This window comes from Marinobacter azerbaijanicus, from assembly GCF_030250645.1.
GTDB classification, from domain to species: Bacteria; Pseudomonadota; Gammaproteobacteria; order Pseudomonadales; family Oleiphilaceae; genus Marinobacter; species Marinobacter azerbaijanicus.
On the sequence record NZ_JASSVS010000002.1, the window covers coordinates 237,638 to 258,200 of the forward strand.

The following is a 20,563-nucleotide window of genomic DNA, read 5'->3' on the forward strand; positions in this document are numbered from 1 at the left end:
GTTAGCGCGCTCGTCTGAAGGTCAGGTTGTAACGGCATGCGCCGGTTAACGGATGGTCCGCGGCTTTGAGCGTTAACACGCCGTGATACCGTAATCGAGCCGGGCCTCCCCAGACCACCACGTCTCCGTGCTCCAGCGGCACTCGCCCTGGCCGGTCGCTACGCCGCATGCCGCCGAACTGAAAGGTCACAGGCGTGCCCAGGGACACCGACACAATAGGCTGGTCAAAATCCTTTTCGTTCCGGTCCTGGTGCAGCCCCATTCTGGCGCCAGGCAAATAACGGTTTATCAGACAGGAGTCCGGTTCAAACTCGGCATAACCGGCCTTCAGGGCAGCGTCGGCTGCCAGGATGCGAAACAGTGCCGGCATGTTTGACCAGGGGGCTCCCGAAACCGGGTCCTGCTGTTGATAGCGATACCCCTTCGCATCCGTTACCCAGCCCCAGTCACCGCAACAGGTCATGGCTACGGACATGGTATGGCCGCCCGGCGTCTGCATCTGTCGGAAAGGTGCCTGTCCGGCTACCCGTTCAATCTGCGCCAACAGTTCCGCACCACTTTCACGGGCAAGTCCACGCAGCACAATGGCCCCCTCACAGATGGGTTCGGCCCGGGGTTCCGGTGGCGATTGATCAAAAAGATCCATGGTCATGATGTTTTCACCCTACTTACTGAAATGAAAATTCATCCATTGCTACGGCTAGTCTGCGAATTCTCTCCTGAAACCCGTATACTTTGCGCAGTTTTACACACTTGAGAAGGACTCTGTCATGTTCGGCCTGTTTATCGGCGGTTTAATCGGCTACCTGTTTGGCCGCTTTCCCGGGTTATTGATCGGTGCAGTCGCGGGGGTACTTTTAACCCGTTACATCAAGAGCCGCCTGTGGCAGAAATTGCGTAACGTACAGACGGATTTTCTGGAATCCGTGTTTGCGGTGATGGGCGCCCTGTGCAAAGCCGATGGCGTGGTTACCCGGGACGAAATAAAGGTAGCCGAAGGCCTGTTCGACCGCTTCCGCCTTTCCGGTGAAAGCCGGGAACGCGCCAAGGCCGCCTTCAACCGTGGCAAAGCCAACGATTTTGATCTGGACGCGGAACTGCAGCACTTCCTGCGGGTGAGCGGGCGCCAGCCTGCGTTGCTACAGATGTTCCTTCAGGTACAGGTATCCGCGGTTGCCGCTGATGGGGTGGTGCACCCCGCCGAACATGAAATGCTGGTGCGTATTGCCCGCGGCCTGGGGCTGCCCGAAGCTCAGGTGGACCAGCTGGAAGCCATGCTGCGGGGGGCTCACGCCGGCCAGACCGGTGGTGCAGGCCAGGCCTCATCCGCCAGCCAGATTGAGGATGCCTACAAGGCGCTGGGGGTGTCTCCCTCGGCAAGTGATGCGGAGATCAAGAAGGCCTATCGCAAGCTGATGAGTGAAAACCATCCTGACAAGCTGGCCGGGCGCGGCATGCCCGAGAGCATGCGGGAGATGGCGGAAGAACGCACCCGAGAGATCAGCCATGCCTACGATGTGGTCAAGGAAGCCCGTAAACAATCCTCCGCGGAATAAAACCGGTTCAGAGCCAGCGCGACACCCGCCTGCGATAGGCCTCGTAGGCATCACCAAACACGTGGGAGAGTGCCTTTTCCTCTATCCTCGCCTGTCGCATCAACACTGTCACACCAGCAATCAGGCATACCAGGGAAAATACTGAGGGCAGAGCCAGGAAAAACCCCAGCTGACCCAACATGACCGTCATGAACACCGGGTTACGGCTGCGACTGTAGGGGCCGCCGGTGATCAGATGGCGATCCTGTCCGGGATCGACGCCAGAGCGCCAGTCCTCATGCATGTAGGCCTGCAGGTAATTGACCAGGCTGAAAGACAGCAACAGAAGTACCATCCCCGTTATCAGTACCGGCCCATGATACAGCGAGCTGAACACCCCCAGCCACGGGTCTATATCCACAAAGATACGCAGCACAACTACCGCAAGAATCAGGGTACGGAAGACATTGAAAATATGCCGGTGCCACCAGCCTGCGGACGCTTTCTTACCGTAGTTGATAAACGAGAAACCCATTCTTGCTGAAAGGCCAAGGCTCCGGCAGGTGAACTGCAGGCCGATCATCAGGAAGAAAATACCGAGGAAATAACGGACAAGTGGCTCGGCGAACGTGTCAAAAGTATTCAGAGCTAGCATTAATTTCACTTACTGCGATGATTGTACCCAGAACCAAGCTTATAGCCTGTCAAGGATGCTGAAAACCGATTTTTTCCTTTTGTGCGCGCCCAAGCAATTTCCTGATATGACATATCGTCACGTTTAAACTTTCTATACAGTGAACACAGTCCCGGAACTGACACGGAGTAACTGCCTTGACTGGACAACAACATCCACAGACCCTGCACACCTTCAGTGACGATCTGCTCGGGCAATACGACGCCACCGCACTGGCCGCACTGATTCGCGATGGCCATATCTCTCCGGACGAAGCCCTGGAAGCTACGCTGTCGAGGGCCAGGCTGGCCGAGCCCTTTATCCATGGCCTGGTCACCCCCATCCCTGACGAACGTAGCAAACCCATCGTGAAGGAAGCCGCGTCTGTGAAGACAGGTACCGGCACCTTTGCCGGTGTCCCTACAGTAATCAAAGACAACACTGACATAAAAGGATTTCCCACCACACACGGCACTGCGGCTATTCGGCCCGATCAGGCGACTGGAACCAGCCCGTTTGCCCGTCAGTTGCTGGCTCAGGGCCTTGTCTGTTTCGGCAAAAGCACGCTGCCAGAGTTCGGTTTTAACGCGACCACGGAACCGGCCCACGATACCCCGACCCGCAACCCCTGGAACCTGCAATTCTCGGCTGGCGCATCATCAGGGGGATCCGCAGTCATGGTAGCCGCCGGCGTTGTTCCCATTGCCCACGCCAACGATGGTGGCGGCTCCATCCGCATTCCTGCTGCCTGTTGCGGATTGGTGGGCCTGAAGCCGACCCGTGGTCGACTGATCGACAACGACGCGGCAAAATCACTGCCCATCAATATCGTCAGCGATGGCGTGGTCACCCGCAGCGTCAGGGACACAGCGAACTTCTATTCCGCAGCAGAGCATTATTTCCGGAACCCGAAACTACCGCCTATCGGTAAGGTGGAAGGGCCGTCCGCACGCTCGCTGAAGATTGGCCTGGTCATGGATTCCATTAACGGCCACCCAACAGACACAGCCACCCGGGAGGCGGTTGAATCCACGGCACGGGCCCTGGAAAAGCTGGGACACACAGTAGAGCCGGTGGACGTCCCCGTTGCGTCATCCTTTCCGGAGGACTTTGCACTCTACTGGGGAATGCTCGCGTTCGGGGTTCGCTCCAATGGAAGGCGGCTGATTCATCCGAGCTTCGACAAGTCACGGGTGGATGGTTTGACGCTGGGGCTGGACAAAGCATTCAGAAAGCAGTTCTACAGGCTGCCGGCTACCCTGTGGCGACTGCACCGGTCCCATCATGATTATGCCCGGGCCATGGCAGGTTATGATGCAGTGCTTACGCCGGTGCTTGGACACACAACGCCGGAAATCGGCTATCTGAGCCCAACAGTGGATTTCGACAGCTTGTTCGACCGCCTTACCCGCTACGTGAGTTTTACTCCGCTGGCAAACGCCACTGGCGCTCCTGCCATCGCATTGCCAGCCAACCTGAATCACCACAACCTGCCCGTTTCCGTCCAGTTAATGGGGCGCCACGGTGGCGAACGGACGCTGCTGGAGTTGGCCTTTGCCCTGGAGGACGCCATGGACTGGCCAAAAATCGACGGAGAACACATTCAGGTGCCTGCTGGAGCCACCTCCTGAACTGGCGGAAGCTTACTGGCAACCACCTGGTTCCGTCCTCGCTCCTTGGCTTCGTAGAGCGCTCCGTCTGCCCAGCAGAAGATGGTCTTGGTGGCGTCGGCTTCGTTGGGGCAGTTCGAGCACACACCGATGCTCACGGTCAGATGCAGTACTTCGTCCGATATCCGGAACCCGGTTTTCTCAATCTCCTGACGGATTTTTTCAGCAACCCTCAAGGCCCCCTCCTCAGGCGTATCCGGTAACAGAACCACAAACTCCTCGCCGCCGTATCTGGCGGCCAGATCCTCGGGCCGGGTAACGTATCGGTGGATACAGTCGGCAACCATCTGAAGGCAATCGTCACCCACCAGGTGGCCATAAGTGTCATTGAACGTTTTAAAGTGGTCGATATCCAGCAACAACAGCGAGAGCGGTTGACCAAACCGGTACGCCTTTACCACTGCAGAGCTGAACACCCGATCAAAATGGCCCCGATTCTTGAGGCCGGTCAACGCATCCGTGGAGCTGAGCTCCCGCAACTGTTCGTTGAGGGACTCAAGATCCCGGGTACGCTCGTGTACTCTCTGCTCGAGCAGCGTGTTGGCTTCCTGCTGGACACGAAGGGATTCCTCCTGCGCCATTCGCGCTTTGCGCTCTTCCTGAAGCAACCGCTGCTGAGCCTCAAAAGCACACTTTTTCTCCTTGTTGAGCCGGTCTGCCAGGGCCAGCGACAATAGGATGACGCCAATGGCGGAACCTACCTGGGTCGCGTTTTCCGTTAGCAGGTTTCGGGGCAACATGGTGAATTTGCTGAGGGCCAGAACGATTCCGCCAAACAGCATGAACACCCAGGCAAGCGCATAATAACGGGCAGCGGGATCCTTCTTGATCCAGCGCACAATGCTCAGTACCAGCATGGTGGTGCACCCGAGGAAGGCCACCAGAATGGTAGGCAGGATCATCAGCCGATACGGAACCAGTATCCCGGCTGCCGCCATCAGCCCGGCAACAATCATCAGTGACGCCGTCAGTCGATTCAGTATCGGGTGATTCCGGCGGGTCACATTGATAAATCGAATGCTGAAAGCCCCCCCGAAAAAGACGACAAGATTGAGAAATACAATAATCGCCTGGTCGTTCCAGCGGGTGGCTTCGGGCCACAGATACTGGAAGCTGACACCATGCAGGCTAGCCAGGAACAGGGGCATGGCCGATATATAACCAACGTAATAGAGAAAGCTGCGCTCTCCCACTGCCATGTAGACAAACAGGTTGTAAAGAATCATCACCAGTACAATGCCAAAGTAGATACCTTCAAACATGCTGCGGGACTGCTCCGCCACGTAATAGGCGTCCTGATCCCAGAGTGTCAGCGGAACCTGCATGGAGCTGGTGGTGTCGATTCGGAGGTAAACGGAAACGTTCCCGTCAGTCGGCAGTGAGAGCGGCACAAGAAAATTACGATGATAGATCAGACGATCGTAGAACGGTTTCTTGTCTCCCAGAAAGTGCCGCTCAGTCATTTTGCCATCATCAATCAGATAGACTTCGATGTGGTCCAGCACCGGGTAGCCGATTTCCAGTAACAGGGGATCGGTGGCCTGACCCTGGTTCTCGATCTGGACCCGGAACCAGTACACATCATCGCCATACCCAAGACTTACACTGTCCTTACCATTGCGTTGCCACTGGCTGTCAGGAAGCTCCCGCACCGAATCAAGGGAGGCAGGGCCGGAGGACTCCGGCCAGTATTCCACGAACGGGGATAGCTCCATGCGCCTGGAATGATCATCCCAGGTCGCCGGCTGGGCCAGGGCCAGCATGGGCAAGCCTGCAACAAGAACCAGCAACAACTGCACCAGAGTTCTATTCAAAAGTGGCCCCGCAGTGGAAGATGTCTATTTCGATCAAAGTCCGTCGGAGTATGACCCAGAAACAGGAACTTCGCCGTAAATACAAAAAAATGCTTCAATCGGACAACAAATCTTCACAGATTGACATTTTCCCGCAACGCCTCACCCTGAGCGTTGGACAGAGCGGCAGGCCGGTGCCAGTATATAATTAAGGAGCCAGGAACGACTCTGGCCAACCGCTCGCTTCCATTCATCACTGAAAGCCAGAGTTTATGCAGGATACGGACACCTTTGTGAACTTTCACAAGGCACTGATGGAGCTTAGCCACAGCCCGGCCTTCATCAACAGGGAGCGCAACCAGAAACTCGCCGCACTGACAGCGCTCTGTGCCAGACTGCTCAACGTTGAACGGGTCAGCGTCTGGAAGTTTCCGGAGCAACGTGACCGTATCGAATCAGAATGGCTGCACACGCCCGATGGGGGCACCGGGAAAACAACCAGCCTGTATCAATCGAGCAACCCTGATTATTTCTCTGCACTGGAAAGCGAGCGGGTGCTGTCTGTTCCTAACGCCCATGAAGATCCACGGACCCGTGCCTTTACAGCGGATTACCTCGCACCGAAGGGTATAAGTTCCATGCTGGATGCCCCGGTTTTTGACGGTGCCCGGCTCAGCGGTGTGGTCTGCCTTGAGTCCATCACTCCACGGACGTGGACCCTCCCGGAAATATCCTTTGTTATCGCGATCGCCGACACCATCAGCCTGATGAATACCCATGAAGCCTGGCTGGATTCGAAACAGGCACTGGAATACGCCACCCGCTACGACTCCCTGACGGGGCTGTTGAACATCAGCTCGCTGCGGGACCGCATCAATTATCTGGTGGGCAAGCTGGAAAGGCGTGGGCTTGGCAGCCTGGCGCTTATATGGGTGGACGTGGACCGGCTGAAATCCATCAATGACGGGCTCGGGGCTCAAGTGGGAGACACCGTTATTGAAGAGATCGGCCAGCGGCTCAAGCAGATCAAGGTGCCCGGCAAAGACCTTCTCGCCCGGATTGGCGGCGATGAGTATGCCCTGATCATCCGCAACCACACGCTGCCTGATACGCTGGAAAATACCGCCTCAAAAGTCAGGCACGAAATCGGTAAACCGATTCGTGTGAACGGGCACTCGATCAGGGTCGGAGCCAGCGTGGGCATCTGCCACCTGCCCGGCGACTGCAAAACTACGGAGGATTTACTCCGTGGTGCTGAAGCGGCGATGTATAACGCCAAACACAAAGGCCGGGACCGCGCGTGCTTCTTCGATTCCAGTATCCAGGTCAGCGCCCGCTCACGCTTTGAGATGGAAAATTACCTGCGTACTGCGATAACGGAGCAGAAACTCGAGGTGTTTTACCAGCCGATTGCCAATGCCGCCGGATCCAGTGTGGAATCTGTCGAAGCACTGGTTCGCTGGCAGCATCCTGAGCGGGGCTGGCTGTCGCCCATCGAGTTCCTCGACATCGCCAGGGGCGGTGGGTTGATGTATGCCCTTGGTGAGTGCGTATTGCGCCGCGTTTGCGAGCACTGGCAATGGGCCCGCAGCAACCAGATCGATGTGCCTGAAGTGTCAATAAATCTGGCTCCCGAACAGCTACTGGTCTCCGAACTTCCCCGTCTGATAAGAACCGTCTGTGCCGAGCACAATGTTCCAGTCAATACCCTGCACTTCGAGGTTACCGAGGATGCCATTCAGGGGGACTTCAGCGCCATCACCGCCATTCTTGAGGAGCTGGTTGCCGACGGCGCGCAACTGTCCATTGATGACTTTGGTACGGGTTACTCGTCCCTGTCGCGGCTCAAGGGCCTGCCTTTTTCACGCATCAAGATCGACCGCTCCTTCATCAGCAACATCCCTGATGACGAAGACGATTGTGCCATCATTCTGTCCATTCTCGGGCTGGCGCGAGGCCTCGGCCTCTCCGTCGTAGCCGAAGGCGTGGAAACCAAAGCTCACGAAACCTGGCTGCGTGAACAAGGTTGCGACTACCTTCAGGGCTATCTGTACAGCAAACCCCTACCCTTCGATCAACTGGTCGAGCGGTTCTTTGCCAGTAAGTAGCGTAGCTGTCTCAGCTTACGCCCGGATTTGTCACCCAGAACCAGCAACGCAGGTGTAAGTAACAGGGTCAGTATGGTCGCAAAGGCCAGCCCACCGGCAATGGCACTGGACAGCTGCGTCCACCACTGTGTTGATGGCGCGCCAAGACCCAGGGATGGTGTTATCAGATCCACGTTCACCCCAAGCACCATCGGCATTAATCCCAGAATGGTTGTAATGGCGGTTAACAGTACCGGCCGAAGGCGTAAACATCCGGTTTCCAGAGCGGCCTCAAAGGCTTCCAGACCACTCTCACGCATTTTGTTGTAAGTGTCGATCAGAATGATGTTGTTGTTCACTACAATGCCTGCAAGCGCAATGATGCCCATGCCCACCATCACGATGCCAAAAGACTGGCCGTTGAGCAGCAGACCAAGCAGCACCCCGGCCGTGGACAACACAATGGCAGAGAGAATCAGCAAGGTCTGGTACAGGGAATTGAACTGTGTCACCAGAATCAGCAGCATCAGTGCAATGGCCACCATGAAAGCAGAGGTCAGGAAATTGGACGCCTGTTGCTGATCTTCGTTTTCACCGGCAAAACGGATCGACACGCCCTCAGGTGTTTCCGGCATCTCCTGCTGCAACGTTCTTAGCAGTTGGTCTACCTGGCGGCCAGGCTCCACGTCTGACTTGATCGTTACTGTTCGCTGGCCGTCGACCCGGACAATGCTTCCGGTTTTATCGCCAGGCTGCAGTTCCACAAACTCGGAGAGCGGAACCTGCCCACGGTTGGTATTGATGGTCTGGCGCTGGAACTGATCCAGCTCACGCCAGTTGTTGGGCACCCGCACGGCAATATCCACTTCATCACGCACATCCTCCGGACGATACGTGGCCAATACCAGGCCGTTGGTAATCAGGCGAACAGCGCTTCCGACACTCAGTACGTCGGAACCGAAGCGGGCGGCCGCTGAACGGTCCACATTCAGCCGCCATTCGATACCTGGCAGACTGCGGTCGTCCTCGATATCCACAAAACCGTCGATGGTGCCCATACGTTCGTGGATCAACTCCACATACTGGTCCAGTTTGCTGCTGTCGAGGCTGCTGACCATCAGTTCAATAGGTTTACCGCCGGCGGGACCGCCTTCCTGTTTGCGGAATTCCAGTTCGATGCCGGGAATATCCGCCGTGCGCTCACGGAAGTCTTCCAGAATCCTGGTGGCCGGCCGGCGCTCGAACCAGTCGGTAAACTGGAACTGCAACACGCCGACCACATCCGGTGCCATCTGGTTGCCGGCACTGACCATGGAGCGGGCATACAGAGCCTTCACTTCAGGCAAGCCCTGCAGGCGCTGCTCAACTTCCCGCACAATGACGTCCCGCTCTTCCACTGACAGATCGCCTCGCGCCCTCACCTGCACCTGGGCCGAGTCAGGCTCGACACTGGGAAAGAACTCAACGCCGTGATTGAATTTGCCATACGCCGCGTAGATCACCAGCACGACAGCGAGGACACCCAGCAGGGTAAAACCCGGCATTGCCAGTAAGCGCCCCAGAAGATTCCTGTACAGCCCTGTCATTCGCCCGTCCGGTGATGCCTGGCGCTTCCGCTTGCCGCCACTGATACTGCCTAGAACCGGCAGAAACACCAACGCCATGGCCAGGGAAGCGATCAGACAGATGATGACGGTCATGGGCAGGAACTTCATGAATTCACCCACCACGCCGGGCCAGAACAACAATGGGATGAAGACGGCCAGCGTGGTCACGGTGGAGGCGATAATGGGCCAGGCCATCCGGCTGGCAGCCTCACCCCAAGCAGACCGCACAGGCTGTCCCTCGGAGAGATTTCTGTCGGCCAGTTCCGACACCACAATTGCCCCATCCACCAGCATGCCGGCCACCAGGATCAGGCTGAACAGAACCACAATATTGAGGGTAAGACCCATGCTCCAGATCACCAGGATACCGGTGAGGAAGGCTCCGGGTATGGTCAGGCCTACCAACAGGGCGGAACGGGGGCCCATGGCGGCAATGATCAGGATAATGACCAGCACAATGGCGGTCAGCACGTTGTTGAGCAGGTCGCTGAGGATATCCCTTACCTCACCGGATTGATCCATGATGTAGCGGACTTCCAGCTCTTCTGGCAGCTCCGACTCTGCGGCCCTGATCAATTCTTTGACCTGGCCGACAGTTTCAATAATATTGGCGCCGGTACGCTTGGAAATTTCCAGCACCAGGGCAGGCTCGCCGTTGATCCTTGCGAAGCCGGTGGGGTCCTTGAAAGTACGCTGGAGCATGGCGACGTCACCGAAAGTCACCACGGTGTCGCCATCCACCTTGATGGGCATGGACATCACGTCCTCCACGGACTCAATCACGCCGGGAACTTTCATGGTCATGCGGCCAGCGCCGGTATCCAGGCTGCCGGCGGCCACCAGCTGGTTATTACGGGTGACCAGCGACGCCAACCGATCAAAATCAATGCCGTAGCTTTCCAGTACCTGTGGGTCGACAACGATTTCCAGCAGGTCCTCCCGGTCGCCGCCGATATCCACTTCCAGTACTTCCGGGATCCCTTCAATGGCGTCCTGCAGGCGCCGGGCAATAGTGACCAGTTCACGCTCCGAAAGTGGACCGGACAGACCGACAGACATCACCGGGAACAGCGCGACATTGATTTCGTTAACTCTGGGCTCGTCCGCTTCCCCCGGCAGTTTGCTGCGGGCGGTGTCCACCTTCTCGCGCACGTCCTGAAGCGCCATGTCCGGGTCGAAGCCGGCATCAAACTCCAGCATCACCGAGGCATGGCCTTCCGATGCGGTACCACGCATTTCCTTGATCCCTTCAAGGGACCGCAGCTCCTGCTCCATGGGCCGGATAAGCAGCCGTTCAGCGTCTTCCGGGCTGATGCCTTCCAACGTCATGGACACGTAGATCATAGGGATGGTGACGTCGGGATTGGCCTCCTTGGGAATGGCCTGAAATGCGGCAATTCCCCCCAGAATAAGAAACACCAGCGTGAGAAAAGTTGTTCGACTGCGGTCAAGCGCAGCAAATATCAGGGTTCGCATGCTGGTCAGCCCCGATCCGAATCGCGGTTTACCGGCCGCACCTGTTGCCCGATCGATACAAAGCCGGCGCCACGGGTGATCAGCCGGATTTCCTCTGGCAAACCGGTTACCCAGGCGCCATCCGTTGTGACATTCAGCAGTTTGACGGTGGTAAACACAACCTGGTTATTCTCGCCCACGTAGCGAATACCGGGGCGGCCATCGTCGCCAAGGCTCAGGTAGGCTGGTGAAATAAACATCGCTCTGACCTCCGGCAGTGAAATCCGGAGCGTGGCGCTCCCGCCGGCGACCCGCTTGCGGTCTGGGTTCTCCACCGTCACTTCAACGGCAAAACTGCGGGTTTGCGGGTCTGCCGCACTGGCAACAAAGCTCACCTGCCCCTCCAGCATTTCGCCGTCCAGGGTGTGAATCGTGGCTTTCTGGCCTTCCTCCACATTACCCACTGACTGCTGTGGAATCTGCCCGGTTGCTTTGAGGCGGTCAATCCTTACCAGCTCCAGCAAAGGCGAGCCCACCTGAACCAGGTCACCCAGATCCACATCGCGGCGATTGATCGTGCCGTCGAACGGTGCACGGGGGGTCAGGTTATCCACTGCCAGGCGTGCCCGGGCCAGTTCGGCCCTGGCAGCCGAGAGTTCACTCTGCAGGGTCAGCAGTTCAGATTCTGAAGTAAGGTCACGGGCCCGAAGCTGTTGGGCAGCCGAGAGATCTGCCTCCAGCTTGCGGATGCGGGACTGCCATTGTTCCACGGCTGCACCACGCCCATCCTCGGAAAGGCGTAACAGAACCTTCCCTTCCTCCACCCGTTCACCCTGCTCTACCATCAGCTCTTCCACGGTACCAGCCGCACGCGCCCCTATGGATACCGCCCGCCAGGGCTCAAGTTGCCCCTGAAGCATCAGCCCTGGCTCGTATGGCCTGGCCCGGAGTATATCCACCTGCACCGACGGCATACCCTTGTCCTGGTCAGGTGTCGCTTCCGGCGCCTCATCACGAGCTTCCTTGACGTTCCCCGTTGCCATCCAGACAACCAGTAACACCAGCACCAGCAGAGAAAGGCCGATGGACCCCAGTTTTGCTTTTGTCATTGATTGCTCACAGGTTGAACAGGTGATTTCGGTAGAAAACGGTTGCATCCGGTTATTTTCGTGGGGTAGATTCTACACATAAATTTTTTACAAATTCAGAGCATATCCTGATTTTATGAATCTCAACGCAGTAGTCGTCCTCGTGAAGCTAGTCCTGGTGGTCGTGGTACCGTCCGGGGGCTTTTGCGTGGACAAGCGGGTGAGATAGCAACAACCTGACAAGACACGAGAAGCCCCCGGCACCGAAAGGTCCCGGGGGCTTTTTTTTGCAGCAAGAAAAAGGGAAAAACGACCATGAACGGCGCACAGCACATTCTTGAAGCATTCCACCGCCACAACATCAGCACGGTTTTCGGTTATCCGGGCGGCTGCATCATGCCGCTATACGACGCGCTGGTGGATGATGTGGGCGTGGAACATGTGCTGTGCCGACACGAACAGGGCTGTGCCCTCGCCGCCGACGGCTATGCCCGGGCCAGCGGCAAGCTCGGCGTATGCATTGCCACCTCCGGCCCCGGTGCCACCAACCTGGTTACCGGAGTCGCCAATGCCCACAGGGATTCCATCCCCATGCTGGTAATCACCGGCCAGGTGCCCTCTGGCCTGATCGGCACCGATGCCTTCCAGGAAACCGACGTGCTGGGCATGACCCTGGGGATCGTCAAACACAGCTATCTGATTGACGACGCCGACACCCTGCCCGCCATTATGGAAGAAGCCATGGAACTGGCCCAAAGTGGTCGACCGGGGCCGGTATGGATTGATATTCCGAAGGACCTTCTGCTGGCCGAGGTCGCCGATGCGCCCTTCCCCGCATCAGAGCCACGTGAAAGCAGCTGCCCGGACCTGAACCAGGCACTGGCCATGCTGCGCGCCGCACGCAAACCACTGCTCTACAGCGGTGGCGGGATCAGCCTGGCAACCGCCGAAGACAGTTTCCGGATATTTGCCGAGTCCTCCGCCTTGCCGGCGGTGGTTACCCTCAAGGGCATCGGCAATCCCGGCAAGCATAACCCTCACAACCTGGGTATGCTGGGCATGCACGGCTCCCGCGCCGCCAACAAAGCCGTGGATGAATGCGATCTGTTACTGGTCATTGGCGCCCGCCTTGACGACCGCGCCACCGGCAAGCTCGAAGGCTTCGCCCCCAATGCAAAGATGATTCATATCGATGCCGATGCCGCTGAGATCAACAAACTGCGCCCGGCTGACGTGGCCATCCGTGGGGATCTGAATGATATCCTGGCGACACTGGCCGGTGCATTGGCGGACAGACCACTGGCCATCGGGGACTGGCAGAAGCAGTGCCGTAACTGGCACACCACCGGGGGCTTCCAGGCTGCCGACAACGAAGAACCCCTGGCCCCCATCACCGGCCCTGCGTTTATCCGTCAGCTCTCCCGGATTGCCCCGGACGACACCGTTATCGCCTGCGATGTGGGCCAGCACCAGATGTGGGTCGCCCAGCACTATGAATTCGACCACCCGCGCCATCATCTCACCAGTGGCGGCCTGGGCACCATGGGCTTCGGCCTGCCTGCGGCCATCGGCGCCCAGTTCGCCGACCGCAACAGCACCGTCATCAACGTAACCGGCGACGGCTCGTTCATGATGAACGCCCAGGAACTGGCTACCATCCGCCGCTACAACCTGCCGGTAAAACTCATCGTCATGGACAACCAGTGCCTGGGCATGGTGCGCCAGCAACAGGAGCTGTTCTACAACAACCGGGAAAGCCAGATAAACCTGGACGACAACCCGGACTTCGTGGCCTTGGCCCGCGCCTTTGATATCCCGGCGTTGCACATCGAACGCACCGACCAGATCCGCCGCGGTATCGAGACCATCCTGGCCTTTAAAGGCCCGATGCTGTTGCACGTGGCCATCAGCCGGGAGGAGAACGTCTGGCCCATCGTCAAACCCGGCGCCAGCAACCGCGACATGATCGACGAAACCCGACGCGCCAGCACTGCCAACAAGGAGCACGTAGCATGACCCCGCAAACAGATAGCCCCATACCCAGCTATACCCTCAACTGCCGCATGTCCCGGGAAGCCGCCGCCCTGGAGCGCCTGTGCCAGGTCGTCCGCATCCGCGGCTTCCGCATCGCCACCATGGCGGTCGAATCCGCCGGAGACCATCTCGACATCGCCCTGACCCTGGAAGGCACCCGCCCCATCACCATGCTCCAATCCCAACTGGAGAAACTGCATACGGTTTCAGAAGTCGTCCCTGATCAGGGTTCTGGAGTTCAGGTTCAGACTGCCTGAGACATTGGGAGTTGCCCTCTTTTTTGTAGCCTGTTGGGTTTGCGGGCGGATACGGGGGGTGGGGGTATTTTTTCTTCTGGAAAAAGAACTCGCTTCGCTCAGACATCTTTTTCCTTGCCAGAAAAAATACCCCCACCCCCCTATCGACGTGCAGTACAGGGATACGAAGGTCGAGTGGGCCTTCGTGTGCACGGGACGCCCGATAACTAAGGATCGACCTTACCGGTTGTCTTTTCCTGCGATCCCGCCGTTGTCAGCTCGGCGCGGGGTGGTATCTGGATTTTTTGCCAGAAAAAGATGTCTGAGCGAAGCGAGTTCTTTTTCCAAAAAAATACAGATGCCACCCCGCAAGCCCGCCCCAAAACCGGCAGGCTACAAGAGCAGGCAATTCCCAAGCCAAAAGAAATCACCAGGCCTTATAGGGCAGGAACTTGCCGTTCATGGTGACCACAACGCGGTCGCCCTTCGGGTTCTCCTCCTTCTCGATGTCCATGGTGAAATCGATGGCGCTCATGATGCCGTCGCCGAACTTTTCGTGGATCAGCGCTTTCATGGTGTCACCATACACGCCGACCACCTCGTAAAGACGATAGATCAGCGGGTCCTGGGGCACGCCGCCGTCCCAGGATTTTTTGGGAAACTCCTGCAGGGCCTGCGCTACGTCCTTGTCGAGGCCGAGGGTTTCACACAGGGCAAAGGCCTTGTCTTCGGAAAAACTATTCATGCCGAAACACACGGATGTGGTGAACACCGGCGACATGCCGATGGACTCGGCAATGGCTTCCCAGGTCATGCCTTTACCCACTTTGGCTTCCAGGATTTTTGCGGTCATCAGTTCTTTGTTCATCATGATCATGTCCTCTTGTGACAATGGTTGCTTTCAGGCATTAACCGCTTTTGCGGCAGATTCTTCAGTCGGTGTCGGGGCGGGCTTGGCCATACCCTTTGCCGGTTCGACGAATTTCGGACTGCCATCGTCTTCGGGCAGTGCTGCGCCACTGCGATTGACCAGGAAATCCACCAGGTAATCGCGGGTTTTGTGGTAGGCGGGGTTCTGGAAAATGGTGGCGCGGGAGCGTGGATGGGGCACGTCCACTTTCACGCTCTCGGCAATGCGCGCGTTGGGGCCGTTGGACATCAGGAAGATGCGGTCGGACAGCAGAATGGCTTCGTCCACGTCGTGGGTGATCATGAATACGGTCTGCCGGGTTTCTTCCCATATCTTGACCAGTTCGTCCTGGATGACGCCACGGGTCAGCGCATCAAGCGCTCCGAAAGGTTCATCCAGAAGTAACAGTTCCGGTTGCGTGGCAAAGGCCCGGGCGATACTCACCCGTTGGCGCATGCCGCCAGAGAGCTGGGATGGCTTGCGGTCAAGTGCATGGTCCAGGCCCACCATCTTCAGGTAGCGCTCACTATGCTCTCTTACTTTCTCTTTCGACCAGGAGGGCCAGCGGGCGCGAACAGCAAAAACGATGTTGTTCAGCGTGGTCTTCCACGGCAACAGGCTGTAGTTCTGGAACACCACACCGCGGTCCAGGCTGGGGCCTATTACTTCCTTACCGCTCATCACCAGGTTGCCTGAACTGGCCTCATCCAGGCCTGCGAGAACGTTCAGGATCGTGGATTTTCCGCAGCCGGAGTGGCCTATGATGCAGACAAATTCGCCTTTCTCCAGGCTGAAACGGATGTCCTCGAACACGGTGAACTCGTTACCCTGACCATCCGGGTATACTTTCGACAGACCGTCGACTTCCAGGAATGATTTACTCATGACACGTCTCCATTCGGAGGTTGAAGCCGGCGCCATAAAAGGTGCGCCGGGCACTTCACTCTTTGTATTCCACCAGGCGCTGGGCCTTGCCCAGGGCCAGGTCCAGCAGCATACCTACCACGCCAATCATCAGGATTGAGAAGATCACACTGGCCAGGTCCAGGTTGTTCCACTCATTCCAGACGTAATAGCCGATACCGGTGCCGCCCACGAGCATTTCCGCTGCCACAATGACCAGCCAGGCAATGCCAATGGATATCCGCATGCCAGTCATAATGGTCGGAGCGGCGGCAGGCAGGATGACCGTCAGCGCAGTACGCAGGTGACCCAGTTCGTGGGTGCGGGCAACGTTGATCCAGTCTTCCCGCACATTGGCGACGCCGAAGGCAGTATTCAGCAGCATCGGCCAGATGGAACAGATGAAGATCACGAAGATGGCAGAAGCGTCCGAGTCCTGGATGATGAACAGCGCCAGAGGCATCCACGCCAGGGGCGAAATCGGTCGAAGCACCTGGATGTAGGGGTTCAATGCCTTATACATCAGTGGCGACATGCCAATCAGGAAACCAACGGGTAAGGCAATGGCCATGGCAGCCAGATACCCTGTCAGTACCCGATACACGGAATAGCCCAACTGGATGCCAATCCCCTTGTCATTAGCGCCAGCGTCGTAGAAAGGATTCGACAGCTCTTCCCAGGCCAGCCTGATCACCGCCGAAGGAGGCGGTACCCGTGACTCCTGTTCCGCTCCCCCCATGAGCATTTCATATTCGCTCATGCTCTCCTGGGCCGCAGGAGGCTGGGTGGACATTTCCCAGGCACCCAGTGCCAGGACCAGGAAGCTCACTGACAACAGTGCAGCGCGCACATTCAGCGATGCCATGGCTACACCCTCCCAATCGCAAAACTGCGGGCGTAGGCTTCGGGGCTGGCCGGATCAAAGGTCTTGCCCATGATGGTGTGGGTTTTGTAGGTCTTGCTTGGAGCGGTGTAGCCCATCTCTTCCATCAGCCTGCCGGTCTCACCCGCCAGATATACCTGCTCGGCAATGCCTCTGTAGTCCACATCTCCTTCGATATACCCCCAACGTTTCATCTGCGTCAGTATCCACACACCCATGGAATGCCAGGGGAAGGGATCGAAATCGATACGGTCGGGCACGTTCTGGACCTCACCCAGACCGTCGGCATAGCGGCCCGTCAGTACCTGCTGAATGACCGGCACTGGCTGGTTGAGATAGTTTTTCGGTGCAATGGCCTCGGAAATTTCCTTACGGTTTTCCGGAACGTTCGAGTATTGGGTGGCATCTATGATGGCCCGCAACAACGCCCCGTAGGTGTTGGGATTGTCAGTGGCGAACTTCTGGCTGCAGGCAAAGGCGCAGCATGGGTGCCCCTCCCAGATATCCTTGGTAAGCATGTGGATGAAGCCCACTTTCTCCCAGACCGCTCGCTGGTTGAATGGATCTGGAGACAGGTAGCCGTCAAGATTGCCTGCACGCAGGTTGGCGACCATCTCGGGTGGCGGAACCACGCGGATCTGAACGTCGGTGTCCGGATCTATGCCATTCTCGGCAAGATAGTAGCGCAACAGGAAGTTGTGCATGGAATATTCGAACGGCACCCCAAATTTGAAGCCTTTCCACTGTTTGGGGTCACGCTTGTCCTTGTGGTCAACGTGCAGGACTATTGCCTGGCCATTGATATTTTCCACAGCGGGCATGATGAAAGGTTCCGGCGTGGACCCGGCTCCCATGGTCATCGCCAGGGGCATCGGGGTGAGCATATGAGAGGCGTCATATTCCCCTGCCAGAGATTTATCCCGAGCCACGGCCCAGCCGGCGGTTTTGGTCACGGTGACGTCCAGACCATATCGCTCATAGAATCCCAAAGGGTGGGCCATGATAATCGGTGTGGCACAGGTGATGGGTACAAAACCCACGTTCAGTCTGGTCTTCTCCAGCTTTCCCAGAGATTCCTTGACGGCCGCCTTGGCCTTGTCCATTGGGAACACACTGCCAAGCAAGGCGGCGGCAGTGCCTGCCCCCATCAGTTTCATGAAGCTGCGGCGGCTATGGTCGTTGTGACCAAAGACAGAGCGCACAACGGCGCTTTCAATCGCCCGGTCCATCATGGCTTCGGAGTCCTGCAGGCCCGCATCGGCATCGCGCTTGTCCTGAGGTGTCATCGCTGACGATGCCAGCGCACTGGCGGTGCCGGCACCTTTACAATCCTGACAGTCACATTGCCTTCCGTGAATCAGGGTTTGATCCCCGTCGAATGGATTTCCAAGGCTCTTGGTCGTCATGGTGCACTCTCCCCAAACTGGTTCTCTTCGCACTTATCTGGTGCGCGATGAGTGCCGGGCCGGGCAGGACCATCACCAATCGCGAACCTCCTTCACCAGCTATCGCAGGGTTCGTGCCATGTTCCTCCTATTTTTTTATCCATCTGTTTTTATTCAACTTTACTTTCTGACAAAGCAGCGCTCACCACTACGATTTTTCGTACTCCACGAAACTTCGTGCCCTTGAGCACGAATATTCGTAGTTGGCACGGCAATTGACTCTCCTTTCCCAAATGCCCGGTAAACCCCGGATCAACAAAGATGCCAGGAGGCACCAATGCCAGAGACCAGTGCCGAATTAACAATGCCTTCCAGCCAAATGCCTGGTGGACACTGGGTCGATCACCTGCCAGAACCTGCGCTGCTCGTGGACACGGCACTGGATGTCATACTGGCGCTGAACTCTGCCATGGCCAGGCTGGTGGGCTGCAGCCGGGGTGCCCTGTTGGGCCGCCGCTGTACCGGACTGTTCCAGGACCAACGCCCTCAGCTGATTGCGTTCACCGAGGAAACCCTCTTCCGTGGCAGCGCCTGGAGCCGGGAATTTACACTCCAACACCGGAATGGCCGTGTCATTGAACTGGAAATATCATCTTCACGTGCCGGTGAAGCCGAGGATCACCAGGTTTTGTTCCTGTTGCGTGACCGAAAATTACTGAGAACCCTGCGCGAGCGACACGAAGTCAACCACTACCATCGGGGAGGGTTGCTGGAATGGCGACGGGTGGCTGAACTGTTTAACGATATGGAACGGGAGAACCAGCTTATCCTCCATGCAGTGGGAGAAGGTATCTACGGCGTTGACGCCGAGGGCCGCACCACCTTTGTAAACCCCGCTGCCGAACGAATGCTTGGCTGGCGCTGCGACGAACTTATGGGCCGAGTGATCCACCGGGTCATGCATCATTCCCATGAAGACGGTTCCCTGTTTCCTCTCAAAGACTGCCCCATATACGCTGCTTTTCGCGATGGCAGCATCCGTCGGGTTGGTGAGGACTGGTTCTGGCGCAAAGATGGCTCGGGCTTTCCCGTTGAGTACACCAGCACACCCATCATTGATAACGGACATCCCGTAGGTGCGGTTGTGGTTTTCCGGGACATATCGCCACGGTTACAGGCCCAGAAAGAACTGCAACAGGCTCTGGAGGAAGTGGAGAGTCTCAAGCACCGGCTTGAGATCGAGAATGCCTATCTGCAGGAAGAGTTAAGTGCTGAGTATCACTTCCACGAAATTGTCGGCCAGAGCGATGCCATAAAGGGAATTGTCCGTCGTATTGGTCTGGTCGCCCCGACGGATGCCAACGTGCTGATCACCGGTGAATCCGGCACTGGCAAGGAACTCATTGCCCGGGCGATTCACCAGGCCAGTGATCGCAGGGACCGACCGTTGATCCGGGTTAACTGCGCTGCCATTCCCAAAGACCTGTTCGAGAGTGAATTCTTTGGCCACGTCAAAGGCGCTTTTACCGGAGCCTTCAGTGATCGAGTTGGCCGGTTTGAGCTGGCCGATGGCGGCACCCTGTTCCTGGACGAGGTGGGCGAAATCCCCCTGGAACTGCAGGGCAAGCTGCTACGAGTGCTGCAGGACCAGCAATTCGAACGTGTGGGTGAGAACCGCACCCGGGCCGTAAACGTTCGGGTGATCGCCGCTACCAATCGTGAACTCAAAGCAGAAGTTCAGGAAAAACGCTTTCGTGAAGATCTCTATTTCCGTCTCAATGTATTCCCAATCGAATCAGTACCCTTGCGCCGGCGCATCGAGGATATACCGATGCTGGCCCAGGAGTTCCTGGAACGGGCCTGCGTGAGGTTTAACCGCCCTCGCCTGACATTACGGGTGTGCGATGTAGAGGTTCTCAAGGGATACCACTGGCCGGGAAATGTCAGGGAACTGGAGAATGTCATCGAAAGGCAGGTTATCACTGCCGAACGTTTCCTGGACTTTGACCTCCCATCAAGAGATGTCTCAGCAGGACCTGCAGCAGATACGCCCCCTCCGCGCCATTCAGGGTCGCAGGTAATGACCGAGCATGAACTTCAGGAACTGGAGAAGAAGAATCTGATCAGAGCGCTGACCGCTACCCGGGGCCGGGTTTTCGGTGACGACGGGGCGGCCGTCATGCTGGGCATGAAACCCACTACCCTGTCATCACGCCTTAAGAAACTGAACATCAGCCCGGCTGGCTTCAGGCCAGGTCCGGAGTAATACCAACTGTGCGAGAGGATAAGACAGCATAATCCAGC

15 protein-coding genes are annotated in these 20,563 nt (G+C 57.4%); 6 read left to right on the forward strand and 9 right to left on the reverse strand.

The features are described from left to right. Window position 1: 1 nt before the first annotated feature. Window positions 2-652: a DNA oxidative demethylase AlkB gene (gene alkB / locus QPM17_RS04555; RefSeq protein ID WP_285389145.1), complete on the reverse strand. Its 651-nt coding sequence runs from the start codon at window positions 650-652 to the stop codon at window positions 2-4. Between the two features lie 118 nt (window positions 653-770). On the opposite strand from alkB, the gene djlA reads away from it, so the two are divergent. After that, complete coding sequence (gene djlA, locus QPM17_RS04560) at window positions 771-1,556, forward strand: co-chaperone DjlA (protein WP_285389147.1); 786 nt, start codon at window positions 771-773, stop codon at window positions 1,554-1,556. 7 nt (window positions 1,557-1,563) lie between these two features. Here the strand turns inward: djlA and QPM17_RS04565 are convergent, their stop codons facing one another. Beyond that, window positions 1,564-2,190 carry a methyltransferase family protein gene (locus QPM17_RS04565; protein ID WP_285389149.1) on the reverse strand — a complete coding sequence of 209 codons (627 nt, stop codon included), beginning with the start codon at window positions 2,188-2,190 and terminating at the stop codon, window positions 1,564-1,566. A gap of 176 nt (window positions 2,191-2,366) precedes the next feature. Here QPM17_RS04565 and QPM17_RS04570 point away from each other — a divergent pair, with 176 nt between their 5' ends. Further along, on the forward strand, window positions 2,367-3,839 hold the full coding sequence (locus QPM17_RS04570) for an amidase (RefSeq protein WP_285389151.1): 1,473 nt from the start codon (window positions 2,367-2,369) through the stop codon (window positions 3,837-3,839). Here the strand turns inward: QPM17_RS04570 and QPM17_RS04575 are convergent. After that, window positions 3,812-5,692, reverse strand: coding sequence for a sensor domain-containing diguanylate cyclase (locus QPM17_RS04575; protein ID WP_285389153.1), 1,881 nt, complete (start codon window positions 5,690-5,692; stop codon window positions 3,812-3,814). The genes QPM17_RS04570 and QPM17_RS04575 overlap by 28 nt on opposite strands. A 272-nt stretch (window positions 5,693-5,964) precedes the next feature. Here QPM17_RS04575 and QPM17_RS04580 point away from each other — a divergent pair, with 272 nt between their 5' ends. Beyond that, window positions 5,965-7,779, forward strand: coding sequence for a sensor domain-containing phosphodiesterase (locus tag QPM17_RS04580; RefSeq protein WP_285389155.1), 1,815 nt, complete (start codon window positions 5,965-5,967; stop codon window positions 7,777-7,779). Here QPM17_RS04580 and QPM17_RS04585 read toward each other — a convergent pair. Both QPM17_RS04585 and QPM17_RS04590 read right to left on the reverse strand, forming a co-directional pair. Then, the gene (locus QPM17_RS04585; protein WP_285389157.1) at window positions 7,746-10,841 is read right to left on the reverse strand and encodes an efflux RND transporter permease subunit; all 3,096 of its coding nucleotides are present in this window, start codon (window positions 10,839-10,841) and stop codon (window positions 7,746-7,748) included. The two genes, QPM17_RS04580 and QPM17_RS04585, sit on opposite strands and share 34 nt — an antisense overlap. 5 nt (window positions 10,842-10,846) lie before the next feature. Continuing rightward, complete coding sequence (locus QPM17_RS04590; RefSeq protein WP_285389158.1) at window positions 10,847-11,929, reverse strand: efflux RND transporter periplasmic adaptor subunit; 1,083 nt, start codon at window positions 11,927-11,929, stop codon at window positions 10,847-10,849. Window positions 11,930-12,223: 294 nt separating this feature from the next. On the opposite strand from QPM17_RS04590, the gene ilvG reads away from it, so the two are divergent. Together ilvG and QPM17_RS04600 are read left to right on the forward strand one after the other, a co-directional pair. Next, a complete protein-coding gene (ilvG, locus tag QPM17_RS04595) occupies window positions 12,224-13,924 on the forward strand; it encodes an acetolactate synthase 2 catalytic subunit (protein ID WP_285389159.1) in 1,701 nt (566 codons plus the stop codon). Further along, on the forward strand, window positions 13,921-14,199 hold the full coding sequence (locus QPM17_RS04600) for an ACT domain-containing protein (protein ID WP_285389160.1): 279 nt from the start codon (window positions 13,921-13,923) through the stop codon (window positions 14,197-14,199). The genes ilvG and QPM17_RS04600 overlap by 4 nt, the downstream gene beginning before the upstream one ends. Before the next feature lie 406 nt (window positions 14,200-14,605). Here QPM17_RS04600 and cynS read toward each other — a convergent pair whose 3' ends face one another. Genes cynS through QPM17_RS04620 form a run of 4 tightly spaced genes read right to left on the reverse strand, consistent with a single transcriptional unit; the run spans window position 14,606 to window position 18,280 of the window. Then, on the reverse strand, window positions 14,606-15,049 hold the full coding sequence (cynS, locus tag QPM17_RS04605; protein WP_285389161.1) for a cyanase: 444 nt from the start codon (window positions 15,047-15,049) through the stop codon (window positions 14,606-14,608). A 30-nt stretch (window positions 15,050-15,079) separates the two neighbouring features. After that, on the reverse strand, window positions 15,080-15,973 hold the full coding sequence (locus tag QPM17_RS04610; RefSeq protein ID WP_285389163.1) for an ABC transporter ATP-binding protein: 894 nt from the start codon (window positions 15,971-15,973) through the stop codon (window positions 15,080-15,082). 55 nt (window positions 15,974-16,028) lie between these two features. After that, on the reverse strand, window positions 16,029-16,856 hold the full coding sequence (ntrB, locus tag QPM17_RS04615) for a nitrate ABC transporter permease (RefSeq protein WP_285389165.1): 828 nt from the start codon (window positions 16,854-16,856) through the stop codon (window positions 16,029-16,031). A gap of 2 nt (window positions 16,857-16,858) precedes the next feature. Beyond that, entirely contained in the window at window positions 16,859-18,280 is a 1,422-nt protein-coding gene (locus QPM17_RS04620) for an ABC transporter substrate-binding protein (protein ID WP_285389166.1), read from the reverse strand. A 316-nt stretch (window positions 18,281-18,596) separates the two neighbouring features. Between QPM17_RS04620 and QPM17_RS04625 the strand changes: the two genes are divergently transcribed. Continuing rightward, window positions 18,597-20,525 (forward strand): sigma 54-interacting transcriptional regulator, encoded by a 1,929-nt coding sequence (locus tag QPM17_RS04625; RefSeq protein WP_285389168.1) that lies wholly within the window; start codon window positions 18,597-18,599, stop codon window positions 20,523-20,525. The last annotated feature ends 38 nt before the right edge of the window (window positions 20,526-20,563 follow it).